Raw genomic sequence first — 20,497 nt, 5'->3', positions numbered from 1 at the left:
GAAGTGGCAGGGGCGAGCCATGATAAGCAGCTTCGCGCGACAGGCCAAATCGGCGCTGACGAATGTTTCACTTTTTGCCGGGTATGCTTCGCTCAAGATTGGATCTGAATGCACTGGCCTCTTCGCGAGCAGGCTCGCTCCCACAGGGGAATGCATTTCAAATGTGGGAGCGAGCCTGCTCGCGAAGGGGGCCGAGAAGCGAACGAATAACTTGGTGCGTGTCTAAAATCCCAGTTTGCCGCCCTCAATTTCCAAGGAAGCCCCTTACGTGAAATCCCTCCTTGCTCTGTTTGCCCTCGTCGCGCTGCCGGTAATGGCCGCCGAGCCGACGCTGTACGGTCGCTACGAATACATCGCGCTGCCGGAAATCGGTGGCGAAGTGCTCAAGGCCAAGATGGACACCGGCGCGCTGACCGCCTCGCTGTCGGCCAAGGACATCGAGACCTTCACCCGTGATGGCGACGACTGGGTGCGTTTCCGCCTCGCCACCAAGGACGCCAGCAACAAGGTTTTCGAGCACAAGGTCGCGCGGATCAGCAAGATCAAAAGCCGTTCCGACGAGGACGATGAAGAGCGCGACAGCAGCGATGTCGCCAAGCGCCCGGTGGTCGATCTGGAACTGTGCCTGGGCAACGTCAAGCGCACTGTCGAGGTCAACCTGACCGACCGCAGCCACTTCAACTATCCGCTCCTGATCGGCGCCAAGGCCTTGCGCGAGTTCGGCGCGGCGGTAAACCCGGCGCGGCGTTACACCGCCGACAAGCCTGACTGCTAAGTGGTCTGATTGACGTAACCCCGGGCTTGGGGCACCGTTCGCGCACTAACTGCCACGGGCTCGGACGCCATGCCGCACATCCTGATTGTCGAAGACGAAGCGGCAATAGCCGACACACTGATTTTTGCCTTGCAGGGCGAGGGGTTCAGCACCACGTGGCTGAACCTCGGCGCGGCGGCGCTGGAGCATCAGCGGCAGACGCCGGCCGACCTGATCATTCTCGATATCGGTTTGCCGGACATCAGCGGCTTCGAGACTTGCAAGCAACTGCGGCGCTTCACGGAAGTGCCGGTGCTGTTTCTCAGCGCCCGCGACGCCGAGATCGACCGCGTGGTGGGCCTGGAGATCGGTGCCGACGATTACGTGGTCAAGCCGTTCAGCCCCCGTGAAGTGGCGGCGCGGGTCAAAGCCATCCTCAAACGCATGGCGCCGCGCGCAACCCTGGAAGCAGGCTCAAAGCTGTTTCGCATCGATGCCGAACGCGTGCAGATCAGCTATCGCGGCCAGCCGCTGAGCCTGACCCGCCATGAATTCCGCTTGTTGCAATGTCTGCTCGAACAACCTGAGCGGGTGTTCAGCCGCGAGCAATTGCTCGATGCGCTGGGCGTAGCGGCAGACGCCGGTTATGAACGCAGCATCGACAGTCACATCAAAAGCCTGCGCGCCAAGTTGCGCCTGGTGCGCGCCGAGGCCGAGCCGATCCAGACCCATCGCGGCCTCGGTTACAGCTACAGCCCGGGACACAGCTGATGTCGCTGGGGCTGCGGATCTTTCTGGTGTACGTGCTGTTTGTCGGCCTGACCGGTTATTTCGTCCTCAACACGGTGATGGAGGAAATCCGCCCCGGCGTGCGCCAGTCCACCGAAGAGACGCTGGTGGACACCGCCAACCTGATGGCAGAAATCCTGCGCGACGATTTCAAGGCCGGCACCCTCAGCGAGAACCGCTGGCCGCAATTGCTCCGCGCCTATGGCGAGCGGCAGCCGCAAGCGACCATCTGGGGCTTGCCGAAAAATCAGGTCAACCACCGCATCTACGTCACCGACGCCAAGGGCATCGTCGTGCTCGACTCCAGCGGCGTCGCGGTCGGCCAGGATTATTCGCGCTGGAACGACGTCTACCTGACCCTGCGCGGCGAGTACGGCGCACGCTCCAGCCGCAGTGATCCTGACGATCCGAGCTCTTCAGTGATGCACGTCGGTGCGCCGATCCGCGACAACGGCAAGATCATCGGCGTGGTCACCGTGGCCAAGCCCAACAGTTCGTTGCAACCCTACGTTGATCGCACCGAGCGGCGCTTGCTGTTTTACGGCGCCGGACTGATCGGCCTCGGTCTGCTGTTCGGTGCACTGTTGTCGTGGTGGCTGAGCCGTGCGCTACATCGTTTGACCGGTTATGCCCAAGCGGTCAGCGAAGGCCGGCGCGTGGAAGTGCCGCATTATCGCGGCGGCGAGCTGGAGCAACTGGCGACGGCGGTCGAGCAGATGCGCACGCAGCTCGAAGGCAAGGCCTACGTCGAGCGTTATGTGCACACCCTGACCCATGAATTGAAAAGTCCGCTGGCGGCGATCCGGGGTGCGGCGGAGTTGCTGCAAAGCGAGATGCCGGCCGTCCAGCGTTTGCGCTTTGTCAGCAACATCGACAGCGAAAGCGCGCGGATGCAGCAGTTGATCGAGCGCCTGCTCAACCTGGCGCAGGTCGAACAGCGCCAAGGGCTGGAAGAACGGGTGGCAGTACCGCTGGCGCTGTTGGTCGCAGAACTGCTCAAGGCGCAGGCCGCGCGGATCGAGGGCAAACAACTGCGCGTCGAGCAAGCGATCGGCGAGGATCTGCTGTTGATTGGCGAGCCGTTTCTGCTACGCCAGGCGTTGGGCAATCTGCTTGAGAACGCGCTGGATTTCACCCCGGCGCAGGGCCTGTTGCGCTTGAGCGCCGAGCGGGTTGGCGAGCAGATCGAGTTCCGCCTGTTCAACCAGACCACGCCGATTCCCGATTACGCCTTGCCGCGTCTGACCGAACGCTTCTACTCGTTGCCGCGCCCGGACAGCGGACGCAAGAGCACCGGGCTGGGGCTGAACTTCGTTGAAGAAGTAGTCAAGTTGCATGGCGGGATGATGCGCATTGGCAATGTCGAGGGCGGGGTTGAGGTGGTATTGCGCCTGCCTTGAAACCGAGTCGCGGCCTTCGCGAGCAGGCTCGCTCCCACAGGGGAATGCATTCTCCACACAATCTCCATATTCCCCCCACACTCCCACCACACCGCATCAGCAGACTCCCCCCATCCAAACAGGGAGAGTCCCATGAACAAGAATCTGACCATCAAGCTCGGCGCGATTGCCTTGTTGATCCTGCTGTTGCTGATCCCCTTGCTGATGATCGACGGCATCATCGACGAACGTCAGCAACTGCGCGACGGTGTGCTCGAAGACATCGCGCGCAGTTCCAGTTACAGCCAGCAGCTGACCGGGCCGGTGATGGTAGTGCCGTATCGCAAGGTGGTGCGCACCTGGAAAACCAACGAGAAAACCAACAAGCGCTACGAGGAGATCGGCGAAGCGCGCGGGCGTTTGTACTTTCTGCCGGAGCGCTTCGAGCTCGACGGGCAAGTACAAACCGAACTGCGCAAACGCGGCATTTACGAGGCGCGACTGTTCCACGCCGATAACCGTATCGACGGGCATTTTTCCCTGCCGGCGCAGTTGGGCATCAAGGAAAATTTTGCCGATTATCAGTTCGATGCGCCGTTCCTGGCTGTGGGGATCAGCGATATTCGCGGCATCGAGAACGCGCTGAAACTCGAGCTCGGCGGCCAGCAACTGGACTTCGTGCCCGGCAGCGAAGTGGCCTGGATCGGCGAGGGTGTACACGTGACCTTGCCGGCGCTCGACGCCAGCAAAGCCACGCAACTGACCTTCGGTTTCGACCTGCGTCTGCAAGGCACCGGCTCGCTGCGTGTGGTGCCGGTGGGCAAGACCAGCAGTGTCAGCCTCGCCGCCAACTGGCCGCACCCCAGCTTCGTCGGCAACTTCCTGCCGGCCAAGCGCGAGATCAACGATCAGGGTTTCAGCGCCGACTGGCAGACCTCGTTTTTCTCCACCAACCTGCAAGAGGCAATGGAGCGCTGTGTCGCTGGCGACTGTGATGCACTCAACGGGCGCAGCTTCGGCGTCAGCTTCATCGATCCGGTGGATCAGTACCTGAAGAGCGATCGGGCGATCAAATACGCGCTGCTGTTCATCGTCCTGACATTCGCCGGTTTCTTCCTCTTCGAAGTGCTCAAGAGCCTGGCGGTGCACCCGGTGCAATATGCCTTGGTCGGTGTTGCGCTGGCGTTCTTTTACCTGCTGCTGTTGTCACTGTCGGAACACATCGGTTTTGCGCTGGCGTATCTGTTGTCGGCGAGTGGCTGCGTGTTGCTGATCGGCTTCTATGTCAGCCACGTCCTGCGCAGCGCGCGGCATGGCTTGAGCTTCTCGGCGGGGCTGGCGGCGCTGTATGGCTTGCTGTACGGCTTGCTCAGCGCCGAGGATTACGCGCTGTTGATGGGCTCGCTGATGTTGTTCGGTCTGCTCGGGGTGTTCATGGTGCTGACGCGCAAACTGGACTGGTACGGGATTGGTTTGAAACCGGCCAAGCCGCTGGAGTTTGATGTGGAGGCGATGCAATGAGCGGGTTGAGGGCTGAGCGCAGGGAAGTGGCGGTTCTGCTGACGCTGATTGTTGCAGCGCTGCCGCCGGAACCGAGGTGGTGCCATCGCTGGCAAGCCAGCTCCCACAGGATATATGCCGACACACAGGTCAGCGGTCTGTCCCGATTCAATGTGGGAGCCGGCTTGCCAGCGATGGGGGCAGATCAGGCGCCGCAGAATCAGGGCTTGGGCATCGTCGCCACCATGGACGGTCGCTGACTCACCTCGAAATACCAGTTGGCCAGTTGCGGATTGGCTGCACGCCAGTCCATGTCCGGGAAGCGCAGATCCAGATAGCCCAGCGCGCAGGCCACGCTGATCGCCGCGACATCGAAGTGGCTGGTCAGCTCGGCAATCGCTTCGCTCTCCAGCACGGCGAGGGCGCGGCGGATCTTGTCGCGCTGGGCGTCGAGCCATTCGTCCCAGTGTTTTTCCACCGGGCGCAGCACGGTTTCATAACGCACCATCACCGAGGCATCCATGATCCCGTCGGCCATCGACGCCAGGGTCAGGCGCCGCCAGCGCGCCGCACCTTCACGGGGGATCAGCGGATTGCCGACGTGCTGCTGGTCGAGGTACTCGAGGATGACGCGGCTGTCATGGATGACATTGCCGTCGGCCAGGCGCAGGGCGGGGATCTTGCTCAACGGGTTGTCGGCGATCAGCGCAGGGTTCGGGCTGACCGGGCTGAGCACACAGTCCTGCAGCGCGACACGATCCTGCTGACCGGTTTCGTGCAGCAGCACCATGACTTTGCGGACGAAGGGCGACAGGGTGTTGTGGTACAGGGTCATGCTGGGGGCGGACATGGAGGAACCTCAGTGGTCGGCGAAGAGCAGGAGATTAGCTGTAGGAGCTGCGGAACGCTGCGATCTTTTGATCTTGATTCTGCTGTCAAAAGCAAAAGATCGCAGCGTTCCGCAGCTCCTACAAGGATTTCAGCTTCGCCGCATTAATCCTTTCATGGCCAGAAATGCCGGCACGCCAAGCCCGACCCAGCTCAACGCATCCCAGATTCCATCCCCCAGCAACGCCGCAAACAGCCCCGCCGCACTGAGCAAGGCGATCACGATCGGTGTGCTGAAAACCTTCCAGAAACTCGACTGACGCGGCTTCATGCCGAGGCCTCCGCCGCTTCCAATACAGGCTTGGCCGCCTTGCGCCGCACCACCCACAAATACACCCCACTGGCCAACACGATGATCGTCAGCACATCCAGCGTCGCCCAGAGAATCTTCATCGGCATGCCGCCGTAGTCACCAAAGTGCAGCGGCTGCGACATGCCCATGGCGTCCATGTACCACGGCCGTTCGGCCACGGCGGTGACCTGCAAGGTCGTGGCGTCGATCAGCACCGGCGTCAGCAGGTGCGAGGTCAGGTGCGTGCCGCCCTTCATGAACACCGAATAATGGTGCTCGCTGGAAAAACGGGTGCCGGGGAAGGCGATGAAATCCGGCTTCATCCCCGGTGCGACTTCCTCGGCGATGTCGAGCAGCCGCGTAGCCGGCGCCAGTTGAGTCAGCGGCGGCGCATCGCGATACGGCGCGATCAGGGTGGTCAGTGCATCGTTGCGCCAGGCGGCGATGAGCAGGTCGGCGCAGGCGCTGATCACCCCGGTCACGCCCACCACCAGGCACCAGGTCAAAGTGACGACGCCGATCAGGTTGTGCAGATCGAGCCAGCGCAGTCTTGTCGACTTGTCCTGGCGCACGGTGCCAAATTTCAAGCGGCGCATGAACGGCAGGTACAGCACCGTGCCGGAGACGATCGCCACGACAAACAGCAGCCCCATGAACGCCAGCAGCAGCTTGCCCGGCAGCCCGGCGAACATGTCGACGTGCAGACGCAGGATGAACAGCATCAAACCACCGTTGGCCGAAGGGGTTTCCAGCGCTTCGCCAGTACGCGCATCGAGCATGAAGGTGTGCGAAGAGTTCGGCTCGGTGTCGGCCGTCCTGGCCATGATCGCGAACGCCGCGTTCGGCTCTTCGTCGTCATAACCGAAGTACTGCATGACTTCGCCCGGGCGATGTTTCTGCGCGGCATCGACCAGTTGCTGCAGGTTGAGTTGCGGCGTGTCGGCCGGCATCTCGCGCAGCTCCGGGGCGTTGCCGAGCAAATGATCGATCTCGTGGCTGAAAATCAGCGGCAGACCGGTCAGTGCGAGCATCAGCAGAAACACCGTGCAGATCAGGCTGGTCCAGGTGTGGATGAACGACCAGCGGCGGATGGTTTTACTTTTCATTGCATGACCTTCAAAAACACCAAAGCCGTCCGGTACGGACGGCTTGGGAACAGGGCCTGGTTCAGCTCACTGGCTTACCACTTGTAAGTGGCGCTGGCGACGACACTGCGCTGGTCGCCGTAGTAGCAGTAGAAGCTGTCGCAGGTGGAAATGTAGTCCTTGTCGAACAGGTTGGTCGCGTTCACCGCCAGCGATGCACCTTTGAGACTGTTGTCCAGACGGCCGAGATCATAATGCACGCTGGCGTCGAACACGGTGTAGGCGTCAGCCTTGCCCAGCCAGGTGTTGGCCTTGTCGCCGTAGGTATTGCCGGTGTAGCGCACGCCGGCGCCAATGCCGAAACCGTCGAGCACGCCGGCGTGCCAGGTGTAGTCGGTCCACAGCGAGGCTTGTTGGTTGGGCATCAGTTGCAGACGATTGCCCTTGTCGACGCCTTTCTGCACTTCGGACTTGGCCAGGGTGTAGGCGGCGATGACCTTGAGGTTGTCGGTCACATCCGACACAGCCTCGAGTTCCAGGCCTTTGACCTTCACTTCGCCGGTCTGGCTGGTCACCGAAACGTTGTTGACGAAGGTGTTCACCGCGACGTTCTTCTGGGTCAGGTCATACACGGCGGCGGTCAGCAGGGTCTTGCTGCCCGGAGGCTGGTACTTGATTCCCAATTCCCATTGCTTGCCTTCGGTTGGCTTGAGCGAGCCGGTCGAGGTGGCATCGGCACCCGTGGTCGGCTGGAAGGATTCGGCGTAGGACAGGTACGGCACGAAGCCGTTGTCGAAGACGTAGCTGAGCGCCGCGTTGCCGCTGAATTTCTTGTCACGCTGGGTGTTGGTCGCATCGCCCTTGTTGAAGAATTCAGTGCTGGTGTGCACCCAGTCTTCACGGCCGCCGAGGGTCAGGCGCCACTGATCGAGAGCCATCTGATCCTGCACATAGAGACCCGTCTGGTAGGTCTTCTGGTTGTAGTCGTAAAACGCGGTGGAGCGCGCTGGACGTACGATCGGCTGGCCGTAGATCGGGTTGTTGACGTTGGTTTGCAGACCATCGCCAAAGATCGAGGTGTAGTTGGTGTTGCTGCGCTGGTGATCCAGACCCAGCAGCAAGGTATGGCGAATCTCACCCGTGGCGAAGTCGGCCTGGAAGTTGTTGTCCACGGCAAACTGGCTGATGTCTTCGTCGACGCTGGTGCTGGTGCGGCCGACGTTGCCCTCTGCATCCACGGTGGTGAACGGGTAGGAACCGGGTGTCAGCGACTGGAACGACAGGTCCGACTTGGTGTAGCGCAGGTTCTGTTTGAACTGCCAGACATCGTTCAACCGATGTTCGAAGGCATAACCCAACGCGTAGTAGGTGCGGTCGTAGTATTCCCAATCCGGATCGCCGAGATTTTTGTGATGGGAAATATCACCGAGCGGCGATTTGATTTTGGTGCCCTGAATGGGCAGAAACTGGCTGGTGATGCCGGTGTCGTCGCGGGTGAACTGGCTCAGCAGAGTGAGTTTGGTGTCGTCATCGATGTTCCAGGTCAGGCTCGGCGCGATGTTGTAGCGCTTGTTGTCGACGTGATCGACCTGGGTGCCGCTGTCGCGCACCACGCCGCTGAGGCCATAGAGAAACTGCCCGGCCTCATCGATCTTGCCGGTGCTGGCGAAGTTGATCTGGCGGTGGTTGTCGCTGCCGTATTGCAGCTGGATTTCGCTGCTGGCCTCGGCGCTCGGTCGGCGGCTGACCATGTCGAGCAAACCACCCGGCGGGGTCTGGCCGTACACCGACGAGGCCGGGCCACGCAGCAGGGCGAGGCGGTCGAGGTTCCAGGTTTCCTGTTTCGGGTTGGCGTACACGCCTTTGGGCAGCGGCAGGCCATCGAGGAACTGGGTCGGCTCGAAACCGCGTACGCGCAGCCAGTCGGCACGGGTGTCGCTGCCGTAGCTGCTGGCGGTGATGCCCGGCATGTAGCGCACGGCGTCATCGAGGCTGTGCACGCTGCGGTCGTCCATTTGCTGGCGGGTCGCCACCGAGATCGAACGCGGTGCTTCGACCAGCGCAGTGTCGGTCTTGGTGCCGGCGGCGGTGCGGGTCGCGGTGTAGCCTTCGACCGGGCCCCAGGCGCTTTCGAAGTTTTCCACGCCGATGACCGAAGTTTCCGGCAGGGCCAGCGTGCCTTCAGGCACGGCCACCAAGGTGTAGGTGCCGGCGCTGCTCTGTTCCAGTTGCAGACCGGTACCGCGCAAAGCCGCGCGCAGGGCCCCGGCGGCGTCGTACTGGCCGTTAACCGGCGCCGAGGTTTTGCCGGCGGCCAGCGCAGGATTGAGCGACAGGGCGAGGCCGCCCAGGCTGGCGATCTGGTTCAGGGTGGTCGACAGCGGCGCCGCCGGCAGGTTGTAGGCGCGCACGCTGGACGCTTGCTCAGCGGCGAGCAACGGGCTGCTGATCAGCGGCGTGCCGAAAGCGATGGCAAAAGCCAGCAGACTGGGGCGCAACAAGGTGTCTGGCGAACGGGACATACGGCGGCTCCTGAATGGAAATATTTCTCAATTGCCTGTGTGCCGGACGAGATTGGAAAAGTGATAGGGCTGGGTGGAAATTCTTTTTTGCAGGAAATGGTTGTGCGGCTGATGGCGCCTTCGCGAGCAGGCTCGCTCCCACAGGTGATCGCATGCCAATGTGGGAGCGAGCCTGCTCGCGAAGGCGGTTTTCCTGCCGACGCATTACTCAGGCTTGATATCAGCCTTCGCCACGGTGACCCAATACGGCGTATGACGCTCGATCTGCACCGGCAAGGTTGGCAGCAACGCGCTCAGGGCCTTGTCGGTGTCGTGCAACGGAAAGCTGCCGGTAATGCGCAGATCGGCCACTTCCGGCGCCACGCCCAGATGGCCACGACGATAGCGCCCCAGCTCGTGCACCAGATCGCCCAGCCGTGCGTTGTCCACCACCAGCATGCCGCGCGTCCAGGCATCGGCGCCGGGGGCGAGGGCGGCAATCGAGCCCAGCCCGTCACTGCGCAGCAACACCTGCTGGCCTTCGCGCAGAATCTGTTCTTGCGGGTTGGCCTGGGCATGGGCCGCCACCGCTGACTGCAACACGCTCAGGCGGGTGCCATCGTCCTCGCGCTTGACCAGAAACCGCGTGCCCAGCGCGCGCATGCTGCCTTCGCGGGTTTCGACGATAAACGGCCGCGCATCGCCATGCCCGGTCTCGACGAGGATTTCGCCTTCCTGCAACACGATCAAGCGGCGCTCGTCATCGAAGCGTACGTCGACCGCGCTGTGGGTATTGAGATTGAGCAGGGTGCCGTCGGACAGGCGCACGCTGCGCTGTTCACCGGTGGCGGTGCGCTGATCGGCGAGCCAGTAATCCAGCGGCAGATAGCGCTCGCTGACAAACAGTCCCAGCCCGAGGATCACCACGACACTGGCCAGCCCGCTGCCGAGTTTTCGCACGCGCCGACGGATGCCTTCGCGCGATTGCAGCAACGCACTTCGGGCCGGGCCTTTGGCGACGCTGAAACGCTGATCGAGCATGCCCAACTGACGCCACGCGCGGGCGTGTTCCTCATGGGCCGCATGCCACTTGGCGAATTCCTCGCGCTCCAGCGCGGTGCTCGAATCGAGGGTCAATTGCCAGGCAATTGCCGCGTCCAGCACATGCGCCGGCACCGGGCGCGAACTGGCCGCCGTCATGTCGGCTCACCGTACAGGGCGATGTAACACTGGCGCAGGCCTTGCGCCAGATACTGCCGCACGCGCGGCACTGACACGCCGAGTCTGGCGGCGATTTCGCCGTGGCTGAGACCGTCGAGGCGGTTATACAGGAAGGCCGCACGAGCCTTGGTCGACAACTTGCCGAGCAGGCGATCGATGGCCTTTAGGTCGTCGAGGATCATTTGCTGTTCTTCCACCGACGGCTGTTCGTCTTCGGGGATCAGCATCAGTTCGGTGAGGTAGGCCTGTTCCAGCGCGGCGCGGCGGAAGTAGTCAAACAACAGGCCTTTGGCGATCGCCACCAGAAATGCCCGAGGTTCGCGCGGCGTCAGCAGTTCGTCGCGGTTGAGCAGGCGCACGAAGGTGTCCTGGCTCAGGTCCTCGGCACGCTGCGGACACGCCACATTGCGCCGCAACCACGCCAGCAGCCAACCGCGATGGTCGCGATACATCGCACCGACGAGCTCACTGTGGGGGTTGGGCACTGACGACACCGGACATCACCGATTGGGAAATGTTAACTAACGAGAATAGTTCGCGATTCTGGCAGAGGTGGGAATGGTTAGCAATTGGCCACTGGTCAGGTGATGAATCAAGGGCAGCCCCTCACCCTCACCCTAGCCCTCTCCCGGAGGGAGAGGGGACTGATCGGGGGATATTCTGGAGGTACGCCGACCTGAACGATTTTCAGCGATTCCTCAATCGACTCGGTCTTTCAGGTCGATATAAGGCTTCAGACACCACGATCGGCTCCCTCTCCCTCCGGGAGAGGGCTGGGGTGAGGGGCTTTTGATCTGAATGATTCTAAAAGGACGGCGCCTGCTGCCTGCGCTTCCACTGACTCAACCGCTGCTGCAACTGCAACGGACTGTAGATCTGCTGCCCCCGCGCGCGGCTGAACAGGATCAACGCCAACTCCGCCGTGGCCAGCGCATCGGCACTCGCGTTATGCCGCTCGAACACTTCGAGCCGGAACCACTCGATCCACTCATCCAGCCCGGCCTCGCGAATCTGCGCCTGCGGACACAGAAACGGCGCGATATCTGCCACATCCAGAAACACATGCTGCAGCTTATGCCCCAGGTGTTCTTTCACTGCGCGCCCGAGCATGTGCTGATCGAACGGCGCATGAAACGCCAGCACCGGGCTGTCGCCGATGAACTCCAGCAACTCCAGCAACGCTTCCGCCGGGTCGCTGCCTGCGGCAATCGCATTCGGTCCCAAGCCATGAATCAGCACGCTGGGGCTGAGCTTCAATTCGCGACATTGCAGCGTGCGCTCGAACTGCTGACGGAAATCGATCGCGCCGTCCTCGATCACCACCGCGCCGATCGACAGGACCCGATCCTTGCTCATATTCAGGCCGGTGGTTTCCGGGTCCAGCACCACCCAGCGCTGCTCACGCAGGCTGCATTCGCTCAGCTCGGCAAGCGCCGGCAGATTCGCCAGCCGCTGCTGTAGATCCGCCGACACAACGGGACTTGACGGGCGCAGCCAGGAAAACAGGCTCATAGCTGATACCGCAAGCTCAGGCTGCTCTGCAGGCGTTGCGCTTGGCGCAGGGATTCACGCAGGATGCGCCGGTCAAGGTGATTGAGGCTGTCGGGATCGACGCGGTTGGAGTACGGCTGGTTCTCCCGGGTCTGGAGCTGATGCTGCTGCATGCGCGTTTGCTGAATGAAGTGATAGGCCTCTTCATACGCCGCGCCGTCGAGCGGCTCGATGACTTGTTTATCGACCAATTGGCGGAAGCGTTCGAGGGTGTTGTTGGCGTCGATGCCGTTGGCCAGCGCCAGCAAGCGGGCGCCGTCCACGAACGGCGTAAGACCCTGAATTTTCAGATCCAGCGTGGCCTTCTCGCCGTTCTTGCGTGTCAGCACGAACTCACGGAAGCGCCCAACGGGAGGGCGATTGCGCAGGGCATTTTCGGCGAGCATGCGCTGGAACAGACGGTTGTCAGCGACTTGATCGAGAATGCCCCGGCGCAATTGCTCGCAGCCTTGCTCATCGCCCCAGACCACGCGCAGGTCGAAATAAATGCTCGAACCCAGCAGGTTCTCTGGCGTGGCTTCGCGGATGAACGCCGCGAAGCGTCGCGCCCATTCGGCCCGCGACAGACACAGCTCGGGATTGCCGGCCATGATGTTGCCCTTGCACAGAGTGAAACCGCACTGCGCCAGGCTCTGGTTGATCTGCTGGGCGATCGGCAGCAGCTTGCCGCGTATCTCCGCTGCGTGCGCCGCATCGCGGGCATCGAACAGGATGCCGTTGTCCTGATCGGTGTGCAGCGTCTGCTCGCGCCGGCCCTCGCTGCCGAAACACAGCCAACTGAACGGCACACCCGGGTCGCCCTTTTCCGCGAGGGTCAGTTCGATGACCCGGCACACCGTGTGATCGTTGAGCAGGGTGATGATGTGGGTGATTTGCGTCGACGACGCGCCGTGGGCGAGCATGCGTTCGACCAGTTGGCCGATCTCGCCGCGCAAGGTCACCAGTTGCTCGATCCGTTGCGCGCTGCGGATGGTCCGGGCGAGGTGCACCAGATCGACCCGTTGCAGGGAGAACAGATCACGCTCGGATACCACGCCGCACAGGCGTTGATCCTTGACCAGACAGACGTGAGCGATGTGCCGCTCGGTCATGGCGATCGCCGCATCGAAGGCGCTGTGATCCGGCGACAGATAAAACGGTGATCGAGTCATGTGCTGTTCGATGGCGTCGCTGAAATCGCCGACACCTTCGGCGACCACATGGCGCAAATCGCGCAGGGTGAAAATCCCCAGCGGCGCCTTGTGCTCATCCACCGCGACGATGCTGCCGACCTGTTGCTCGTGCATCAGCTTCACCGCTTCACGCAGTGGCGTATCGGCGCTGCAAGTCACCGGATGGCGCATCGCAAGTTCACCGAGACGAGTGTTCAGCGAGTATTGGGTGCCGAGGGTTTCCACGGCTTTTTGCTGGACTTGCTGGTTGACCTGATCGAGCAGGCTGCTGACCCCGCGCAGGGCGAAGTCGCGGAAGGCGCTGGAAAGGGCGAACAGTTTGATGAACGCCAGCTTGTTCAGTTGCAGGCAGAAGGTGTCTTCGCCCGCCAGATGTTCGGTGCGCGTGGCGCGCTCACCGAGCAGCGCGGCCAGCGGAAAGCATTCGCCGGTGGTGATTTCGAAGGTGGTTTCGGTGCCGGGCTTGGTGATGTGCTGGCGTTCGCCGACCACCCGACCCTGTTTGACGATATAAAAGTGCTCCACCGGGCCGTCAGCCGGTTTGATGATGCTCTCGCCCTGGGCAAAAAAACGCAGCTGACATTGCTCCACCAGATAGGCGAGGTGGGCGTGTTCCATCTGATTGAAGGGCGGGAAGCGCTGAAGGAATTGCAGGGTGCCCTGAATGTTCTGCAACACCGCGGTTTTCCCTGCCTGGGTGAAGGCGTCCGCTTTGCTCATAACCATTACCGCAGTCTTTTTCGAATTGTTGTTGTCGGATCGTTGCCACCATGGTCGACCCCGGCGGGCAGGGTGCCCATTGGACGTAAGTCTAGGTTTTGCCACCATTGGCCGATTTTCGGAAATAACCTACGCAAAAGCTCGGAAAAGCTTGCGCTAGCCACTTGGAAAAAATTCCGACGAAGTGCACATTGAAGCGCTGTCCGGTGATGTCTGACGACTTGCCAGGGATTGTTTGAACATTTAGAGAGCGCCATGTCCGACCACGATATTTTGAGCGACGCCGAGCGGGAAGCGCTCAGCGCAGTGATGCTCGAACCCGATCTGCCGCCTCAGCGTGTCCTGATCGTCGACGACGACAAGGACGCCCGCGAGCTGTTGTCGGAGATACTCGCGCTGGACGGCATTCGCTGCATGACCGCAGCCAGCGGTGAAACCGCGCTGAAAATGCTCGATGAAAAGCCTTCGATCGGTCTGGTGATTACCGACCTGCGCATGGGCAATGTCGACGGCCTCGAGCTGATTCGCCAGGTGCGTGAATCGGAGCGGGCAGCGATGCCGATCATCATCGTCTCCGGCGATGCCGACGTGAAAGACGCGATCGAAGCGATGCATTTGAGCGTGGTGGATTTTCTGCTCAAGCCGATTGATACGGGGAAGTTGCTTGAGTTGGTGAAGCATGAATTGGGCATCGAGCCCTAGAAGCCCCTCACCCTAACCCTCTCCCAGAGGGAGAGGGGACTGACCGCGGTGAATGTTGGAGGTACACCGACCTGAATTTCATGAGTCGAACTCAGGAATTGAAACTTCCCCAATCTGCTCCCTTTCCCCTCTACCCCTTGGGGAGAGGGCTGGGGTGAGGGGGATGGATCTCAAGCCCACCACAACAATCCAATCCACCTCACAAACAAAAAGGCCCTGATCTCTCGATCAGGGCCTTTTTCACTTCCAGCGTCAGCGCAAATTACAGACCATTCGCGGCCTTGAACTCACGACGACGACGGTGCAGCACCGGCTCGGTGTAGCCGTTCGGCTGCCTGGTGCCTTCGATCACCAGTTCGACCGCCGCCTGGAAGGCGATGTTGCTGTCGAAGTCCGGTGCCAGTGGGCGATACAGCGGGTCGTTGGCGTTCTGACGGTCAACCACCGGCGCCATGCGCTTGAGGCTTTCCATCACTTGCTCTTGGCTGACGATACCGTGGCGCAGCCAGTTGGCGATGTGCTGGCTGGAGATACGCAGCGTCGCACGGTCTTCCATCAGGCCAACGTCGTTGATATCCGGGACTTTGGAGCAACCGACACCCTGGTCGATCCAGCGCACCACGTAACCGAGAATGCCCTGGGCATTGTTGTCCAGTTCGTTCTTGATCTGCTCTGGCGTCCAGCTTGGGTTCACTGCCAGTGGAATGGTCAGGATGTCGTCCACCGAGGCGCGCGCACGTTTGCCCAGTTCGGCCTGACGCGCAAACACATCGACCTTGTGGTAGTGCAGCGCGTGCAGCGCAGCGGCAGTCGGCGATGGCACCCAGGCAGTGTTGGCACCAGCAAGCGGGTGAGCAATTTTCTGCTCAAGCATCGCTGCCATCAGATCCGGCATCGCCCACATGCCTTTACCGATTTGCGCACGACCTTGCAGGCCGGTGCTCAGACCGATGTCGACGTTCCAGTTCTCGTAGGCGCCGATCCACTTCTCGGCCTTCATGTCAGCCTTGCGCACCACTGGGCCGGCCTCCATGGAGGTGTGGATTTCGTCGCCAGTGCGGTCGAGGAAACCGGTGTTGATGAACACCACGCGCTCGCTGGCGGCCTTGATGCAAGCCTTGAGGTTGACCGTGGTGCGGCGCTCCTCGTCCATGATCCCGACTTTCAGGGTATTGCGCGGCAAGCGCAGGACATCTTCGATACGCCCGAACAGCTCGTTGGTGAACGCCGCTTCTTCCGGGCCGTGCATTTTCGGTTTGACGATGTACACCGAACCGGTGCGGGTGTTGCGCCGCGAAGTGTTGCCGTTGAGGTTGTGCATTGCCGCCAGACAGGTCACCAGACCATCGAGGATACCTTCCGGTACTTCGTTGCCTTGGCTGTCGAGGATCGCATCGATGGTCATCAGATGGCCGACGTTGCGCACGAACAACAGCGAACGACCGTGCAGGGTCACTTCTCCGCCATTGGGCGCGGTGTAGGTGCGATCCGGGTTCATGGTGCGGGTGAAGGTCTGGCCGCCCTTGGACACGGATTCCGCGAGGTCGCCCTTCATCAGGCCGAGCCAGTTGCGGTAGATCACCACTTTGTCGTCGGCATCGACGGCGGCCACGGAGTCTTCGCAGTCCATGATCGTGGTCAGCGCCGCTTCCATGAGGATGTCTTTGACGCCGGCGGCATCGGTCTGGCCGACCGGAGTGCTGGCATCGATCTGGATTTCGAAGTGCAGGCCGTTGTGCTTGAGCAGAACGGCGATCGGCGCGTTGGCGTCACCCTGGAAACCGATCAACTGAGCGTCATCGCGCAGGCCGCTGTTGCTGCCGCCCTTGAGCGTCACGACCAGTTTGCCGTCAGCGATCCTGTAGCCGGTCGAATCGACGTGGGAGCCTGCGGTCAGAGGCGCGGCTTCGTCGAGGAAGGCGCGGGCGAAAGCGATGACTTTGTCGCCACGCACCTTGTTGTAGCCTTTGCCTTTTTCCGCGCCACCGTCTTCGCTGATCGCGTCGGTGCCGTAGAGGGCGTCGTACAGCGAGCCCCAGCGGGCGTTCGAGGCGTTGAGCGCGAAGCGCGCATTCATCACCGGCACGACCAGTTGCGGGCCGGCGGTGCGGGCGATTTCATCGTCGACGTTTTGCGTCGTCGCCTGGAAATCAGCCGCTTCTGGCAGCAGATAACCGATCTCTTGCAGGAAAGCTTTGTAGGCCACGGCATCGTGCGCCTGGCCGGCATGCTGCTGATGCCAGGCATCGATGCGCGCCTGGAAGTCATCGCGTTTGGCGAGTAGGGCTTTGTTCTTTGGCGCCAGGTCGTGAATGACCTTGTCGGCACCTTCCCAGAATTGTTCGGCGGTGAGGCCGGTACCGGGAATGGCTTCGTTGTTCACGAAGTCGAACAGGACTTTGGCGACCTGCAGGCCACCGACTTGAACGTGTTCAGTCATTGCTTGCCTCACTCTGCTCAGCTATTTCGCTTTTCAGCTCGTCAATTTAACAATGAAGCTTCCGGCCATTTAAACCACAAACCTGCGGACCAGTACATGCCATCGCTGGCGGCTGGGCTAGGACCAATCAACGGCTTGGAGGCCTTGCTGACGGGGCTTTCAGGGTTGCGAAGGGCCTTGGGCAGACATCGATCCAGCGTTATGTAGTGCGCGCTGCGGCATACTACATGATGAGTTGCGCTTGTGAAAATCAGACTAATTACGTCGTTCTGCGACCTCATGACGCATTGCGGTCACGTCGCGGAACGGGATGTTCTCAAAAAAGCATTGGATTGTTCCAGCTAAATATCGAAAGTTGTACACATAATTACTGTTTGACTGCTATGGCGCGATTTGGCGTCTCCCCCTTTGCGATGAGCGAATCTGTGGCGAGGGGATTTATCCCCGTTTGGGTGGCGAAGCCGCCCCCTGCGGTCCGGCTGGCAGACCCAATTGGCAGGACTCACGACTGCTGCGCAGCCGGACGGGGATAAATCCCCTCGCCACAGGTCATCATCTGCCAGCACTGGGTCAGGCTGAATCAAGCCGCTTGCCTATACTTGCCCTTCGATAACAAAAGTCATGACAAGAGGGCTGCGCCATGGACCATCTCGTACTCACCGTTTTCGCCCCGGACAAGCCCGGGCAGGTCGAGCGCATCGCCCAATGCATTGCCGAGCACGGCGGCAACTGGCTGGAAAGCCGCATGTCACGCATGGCCGGGCAGTTCGCCGGGATTCTGCGCGTGGGCGTGCCGGCGGAGGCTTACGACGAACTGGTCGATGCCCTGCAAGCGCTGTCGGCCCATGGCATTCGGGTATTGATTGCCGAAAGCGGAGTGGAGCAGTCCTGCACGTGGAAACCGATCGCCATGGAACTGGTCGGCAATGACCGACCGGGTATCGTTCGTGATATCACTCGCCTGTTGAGCGAGCAGGGCGTGAACTTGGAGCGACTGGTAACTGAAGTGCGCCCGGCGCCGATGAGCAGCGAGCCGCTGTTCCACGCCGAGGCGATTCTCGCGGTACCACTGACGCTGTCGCTGGATGTGTTGCAGGCGCGCCTGGAAACCCTGGCCGATGATCTGATGGTCGAACTGGTGTTACGCACAGAGGTTTAAGCGCAGACAGGGTTATTCAGGTTTAACGTGCACCTGCCTGTGGATAACCTGTAGAGACAGACCGCCACGCCACGCCGGCCGTGGCTTTGCGCAGGTTGATCAAAAAACCGCCAACATTCAGTGACTTGCGCACAAACGGCGGGGATCACGCTGTGGATAAGCTTGGGAAGGAACGATGCAGGCCACGAGAACCGTGGCCTGCGGAGCTTTGTGCGTTTTTTGATCAGGCGCGCCGGCGCAAACTTATCCACGCATCGACGCTGTAAACCGCCAGACCGGCCCAGATAAACATGAACGCAACCAGCGTGCTGGACGACAAATGCTCGCCAAACAGCAGCACGGCTTGCAGCAACACCAGCGTCGGCGCGATGTATTGCAGGAAGCCGATGGTAGTGTAGGGCAAGTGGCGGGTGGCGGCGTTGAAACACACCAATGGCACCAGCGTCACCGGGCCGGCAGCCACGAGCCACCAGGCTTCGGAGGTGGTCCAGAAGGCCGGCTGCACACTCGTGGCAGTCTGATTGAACAGCAACCATGCGATCGCAATCGGCACCAGCATCCAGGTTTCCACCACCAGCCCCGGCAACGCCTTGACCGGCGCCTGCTTGCGGATCAGGCCGTAGAAACCGAAGGTCAGCGCCAGCGCCAGCGACACCCACGGCAAGCTGCCGACCTGCCACACCTGCTGCGCCACACCGATGGCAGCGAGACCGACCGCGACCCACTGCATGCGCCGCAGCCGTTCGCCAAGGATCACCATGCCCAACAGGACGTTGACCAGCGGATTGATGTAGTAACCCAGACTCGCCTCGAGCATGCGGCCGTTGTTCACCGACCAGACATAGGTCAGCCAGTTGGCCGCGATCAGCGTGCCGCTCAGGGCCAGAATCGCCAGGCGTTTTGGATTGTCGAGCAGCTCGCGCAACCAGCCCGGGTGTTTCCACACCATCAGCAGCAACGCACCGAACAGCGCCGACCACAGCACCCGATGGATGATGATCTCGACGGCCGGGACTTCAGCGATGGCTTTGAAATAGATCGGGAACAGGCCCCAGATGATGTAGGCGCTCAGGCCCAGAATGTACCCGCGACGCGGGTTGGCGGCTTGCATGCAGAATCCTTGCTCGGGCAGCTGACAAAGGAAGGATTGTAAGGAGATTTGTCTGCAAGTGAGTTGTGAATTTGTGAACACCGGACAAATGTAGGAGTGAGCCTGCTCGCGATAGCGTTGGGTCAGCCAACATCAAAGTTGAATGTCCGTCCGCTATCGCGAGCAGGCTCGCTCCCACAGGGTTCAGGTTTGAATCAGAAAAGTTTCAGCGGCTCTTCATTCAGTGCCGCCAACTGCTCACGCAACGCCAGCACCTGGTCGCCCCAATACCGCTCCGTGCCAAACCACGGAAAGCTGCGCGGGAATGCCGGGTCGTCCCAGCGCCGCGCCAGCCAGGCGCTGTAGTGCATCAGGCGCAAGGCGCGCAACGGTTCGATCAGCGCCAGTTCGCGCGGGTCGAAATCATGGAATTCGTTGTAGCCGTCCATCAATTCCGACAACTGCCCCAGACACTCCTGACGATCGCCGGCGAGCATCATCCAGATGTCCTGCACCGCCGGGCCCATGCGGCAGTCGTCGAGGTCGACGATGTGGAACATCTCGTCGCGGCACATCATGTTGCCGGGGTGGCAGTCACCATGCATGCGGATGTTCTGGTGCGGCGTGGCGGCGTAGACATCTTCGACGCGTTTGAGCAGGTCGCGGGCAACCGACTCGTACGCCGGCAGCAGGCTCTTGGGAATGAAATTGCCCTCAAGCAGGGTGTTCAGCGAGGCATGGCCGAAGTTCTGCACCGCGAGGGCTTCGCGGTGCTTGAACGGCTTGGTACCGCCCACCGCATGCATGCGCCCGAGCAACTGGCCGAGGCGATACAGCTGATCAAGATTGCCCGGCTCCGGCGCCCGACCACCACGGCGCGGGAACAGGGTGAAGCGGAAGCCGGCGTGCTCATGCAGGGTTTCGCCGTTGTGGATCAGCGGCGCTACCACCGGGATGTCGATGTCGGCCAGTTCGAAGGTGAACTGGTGCTCTTCGAGGATGGCCTCGTTGGTCCAGCGCTGCGGACGATAGAACTTGGCAATCAGCGGCTCGGAGTCTTCGATACCGACCTGATACACACGGTTTTCGTAGCTGTTGAGCGCCAGAATGCGCGCGTCGCTGAGGAAACCGATGCTTTCAACGGCATCCAGGACGAGATCGGGGGTGAGGGTTTCAAACGGGTGGGCCATGCTGACTCCTGCGCGCAGCAGGCTGCTGCGTCCGGCTCGGCATGGTAGCGCAGATGGCGGCGGC

General features: G+C 61.4%; 17 protein-coding genes. 6 read left to right on the top strand and 11 right to left on the bottom strand.

The annotated features are described in order from the left end of the window. The first annotated feature begins 268 nt into the window (after window positions 1–268). From rloA2 to creD, 4 genes are all read left to right on the top strand, one after another. Complete coding sequence (rloA2, locus tag AB4N73_RS19310) at window positions 269–775, top strand: retropepsin-like aspartic peptidase RloA2 (protein ID WP_041476742.1); 507 nt, start codon at window positions 269–271, stop codon at window positions 773–775. 69 nt (window positions 776–844) lie between these two features. After that, the gene (gene creB / locus AB4N73_RS19305) at window positions 845–1,525 is read left to right on the top strand and encodes a two-component system response regulator CreB (RefSeq protein ID WP_460142430.1); all 681 of its coding nucleotides are present in this window, start codon (window positions 845–847) and stop codon (window positions 1,523–1,525) included. Then, window positions 1,525–2,943: a two-component system sensor histidine kinase CreC gene (gene creC, locus AB4N73_RS19300; protein ID WP_460142429.1), complete on the top strand. Its 1,419-nt coding sequence runs from the start codon at window positions 1,525–1,527 to the stop codon at window positions 2,941–2,943. The genes creB and creC overlap by 1 nt, the downstream gene beginning before the upstream one ends. 132 nt (window positions 2,944–3,075) lie before the next feature. Beyond that, entirely contained in the window at window positions 3,076–4,443 is a 1,368-nt protein-coding gene (gene creD / locus AB4N73_RS19295; RefSeq protein ID WP_252884935.1) for a cell envelope integrity protein CreD, read from the top strand. Window positions 4,444–4,642: 199 nt separating this feature from the next. Here the strand turns inward: creD and AB4N73_RS19290 are convergent, their stop codons facing one another. The 8 genes from AB4N73_RS19290 to AB4N73_RS19255 form a co-directional block, all read right to left on the bottom strand. Continuing rightward, a complete protein-coding gene (locus AB4N73_RS19290) occupies window positions 4,643–5,272 on the bottom strand; it encodes a glutathione S-transferase (protein WP_071173844.1) in 630 nt (209 codons plus the stop codon). A 129-nt stretch (window positions 5,273–5,401) separates the two neighbouring features. After that, window positions 5,402–5,581, bottom strand: a complete 180-nt coding sequence (locus AB4N73_RS19285) for a hypothetical protein (RefSeq protein ID WP_122748151.1) — start codon at window positions 5,579–5,581, stop codon at window positions 5,402–5,404. Continuing rightward, on the bottom strand, window positions 5,578–6,708 hold the full coding sequence (locus AB4N73_RS19280; RefSeq protein WP_150743473.1) for a PepSY-associated TM helix domain-containing protein: 1,131 nt from the start codon (window positions 6,706–6,708) through the stop codon (window positions 5,578–5,580). The genes AB4N73_RS19285 and AB4N73_RS19280 overlap by 4 nt, the downstream gene beginning before the upstream one ends. Window positions 6,709–6,782: 74 nt before the next feature. After that, complete coding sequence (locus AB4N73_RS19275; RefSeq protein WP_323619763.1) at window positions 6,783–9,209, bottom strand: TonB-dependent siderophore receptor; 2,427 nt, start codon at window positions 9,207–9,209, stop codon at window positions 6,783–6,785. 204 nt (window positions 9,210–9,413) lie between these two features. Continuing rightward, window positions 9,414–10,388, bottom strand: coding sequence for a FecR domain-containing protein (locus AB4N73_RS19270; protein ID WP_460142428.1), 975 nt, complete (start codon window positions 10,386–10,388; stop codon window positions 9,414–9,416). Then, on the bottom strand, window positions 10,385–10,861 hold the full coding sequence (locus AB4N73_RS19265) for an RNA polymerase sigma factor (RefSeq protein WP_221264883.1): 477 nt from the start codon (window positions 10,859–10,861) through the stop codon (window positions 10,385–10,387). The genes AB4N73_RS19270 and AB4N73_RS19265 overlap by 4 nt, the downstream gene beginning before the upstream one ends. 352 nt (window positions 10,862–11,213) lie before the next feature. Next, window positions 11,214–11,921, bottom strand: a complete 708-nt coding sequence (locus AB4N73_RS19260) for a 3'-5' exonuclease (protein ID WP_460142427.1) — start codon at window positions 11,919–11,921, stop codon at window positions 11,214–11,216. Further along, the gene (locus AB4N73_RS19255) at window positions 11,918–13,852 is read right to left on the bottom strand and encodes a putative nucleotidyltransferase substrate binding domain-containing protein (RefSeq protein WP_460142426.1); all 1,935 of its coding nucleotides are present in this window, start codon (window positions 13,850–13,852) and stop codon (window positions 11,918–11,920) included. The genes AB4N73_RS19260 and AB4N73_RS19255 overlap by 4 nt, the downstream gene beginning before the upstream one ends. A 255-nt stretch (window positions 13,853–14,107) precedes the next feature. Here AB4N73_RS19255 and AB4N73_RS19250 point away from each other — a divergent pair, with 255 nt between their 5' ends. Beyond that, a complete protein-coding gene (locus tag AB4N73_RS19250) occupies window positions 14,108–14,554 on the top strand; it encodes a response regulator (RefSeq protein ID WP_460142425.1) in 447 nt (148 codons plus the stop codon). A 262-nt stretch (window positions 14,555–14,816) separates the two neighbouring features. On the opposite strand, the gene AB4N73_RS19245 is transcribed toward AB4N73_RS19250, so the two are convergent. Next, on the bottom strand, window positions 14,817–16,994 hold the full coding sequence (locus AB4N73_RS19245) for a malate synthase G (RefSeq protein WP_460142424.1): 2,178 nt from the start codon (window positions 16,992–16,994) through the stop codon (window positions 14,817–14,819). Between the two features lie 640 nt (window positions 16,995–17,634). Here AB4N73_RS19245 and AB4N73_RS19240 point away from each other — a divergent pair. After that, entirely contained in the window at window positions 17,635–18,153 is a 519-nt protein-coding gene (locus AB4N73_RS19240; RefSeq protein ID WP_016772854.1) for a glycine cleavage system transcriptional repressor, read from the top strand. Window positions 18,154–18,376: 223 nt separating this feature from the next. On the opposite strand, the gene rarD is transcribed toward AB4N73_RS19240, so the two are convergent. Further along, on the bottom strand, window positions 18,377–19,264 hold the full coding sequence (gene rarD / locus AB4N73_RS19235; protein ID WP_041476730.1) for an EamA family transporter RarD: 888 nt from the start codon (window positions 19,262–19,264) through the stop codon (window positions 18,377–18,379). Between the two features lie 194 nt (window positions 19,265–19,458). After that, window positions 19,459–20,433 carry a serine/threonine protein kinase gene (locus AB4N73_RS19230; protein WP_150743555.1) on the bottom strand — a complete coding sequence of 325 codons (975 nt, stop codon included), beginning with the start codon at window positions 20,431–20,433 and terminating at the stop codon, window positions 19,459–19,461. Window positions 20,434–20,497 lie beyond the last annotated feature (64 nt).

The organism is Pseudomonas sp. S3_B08 (assembly GCF_054667725.1).
The sequence above is the reverse complement of the archived record's forward strand: the minus strand, read 5'-3'. Positions and strand labels throughout refer to the sequence as shown.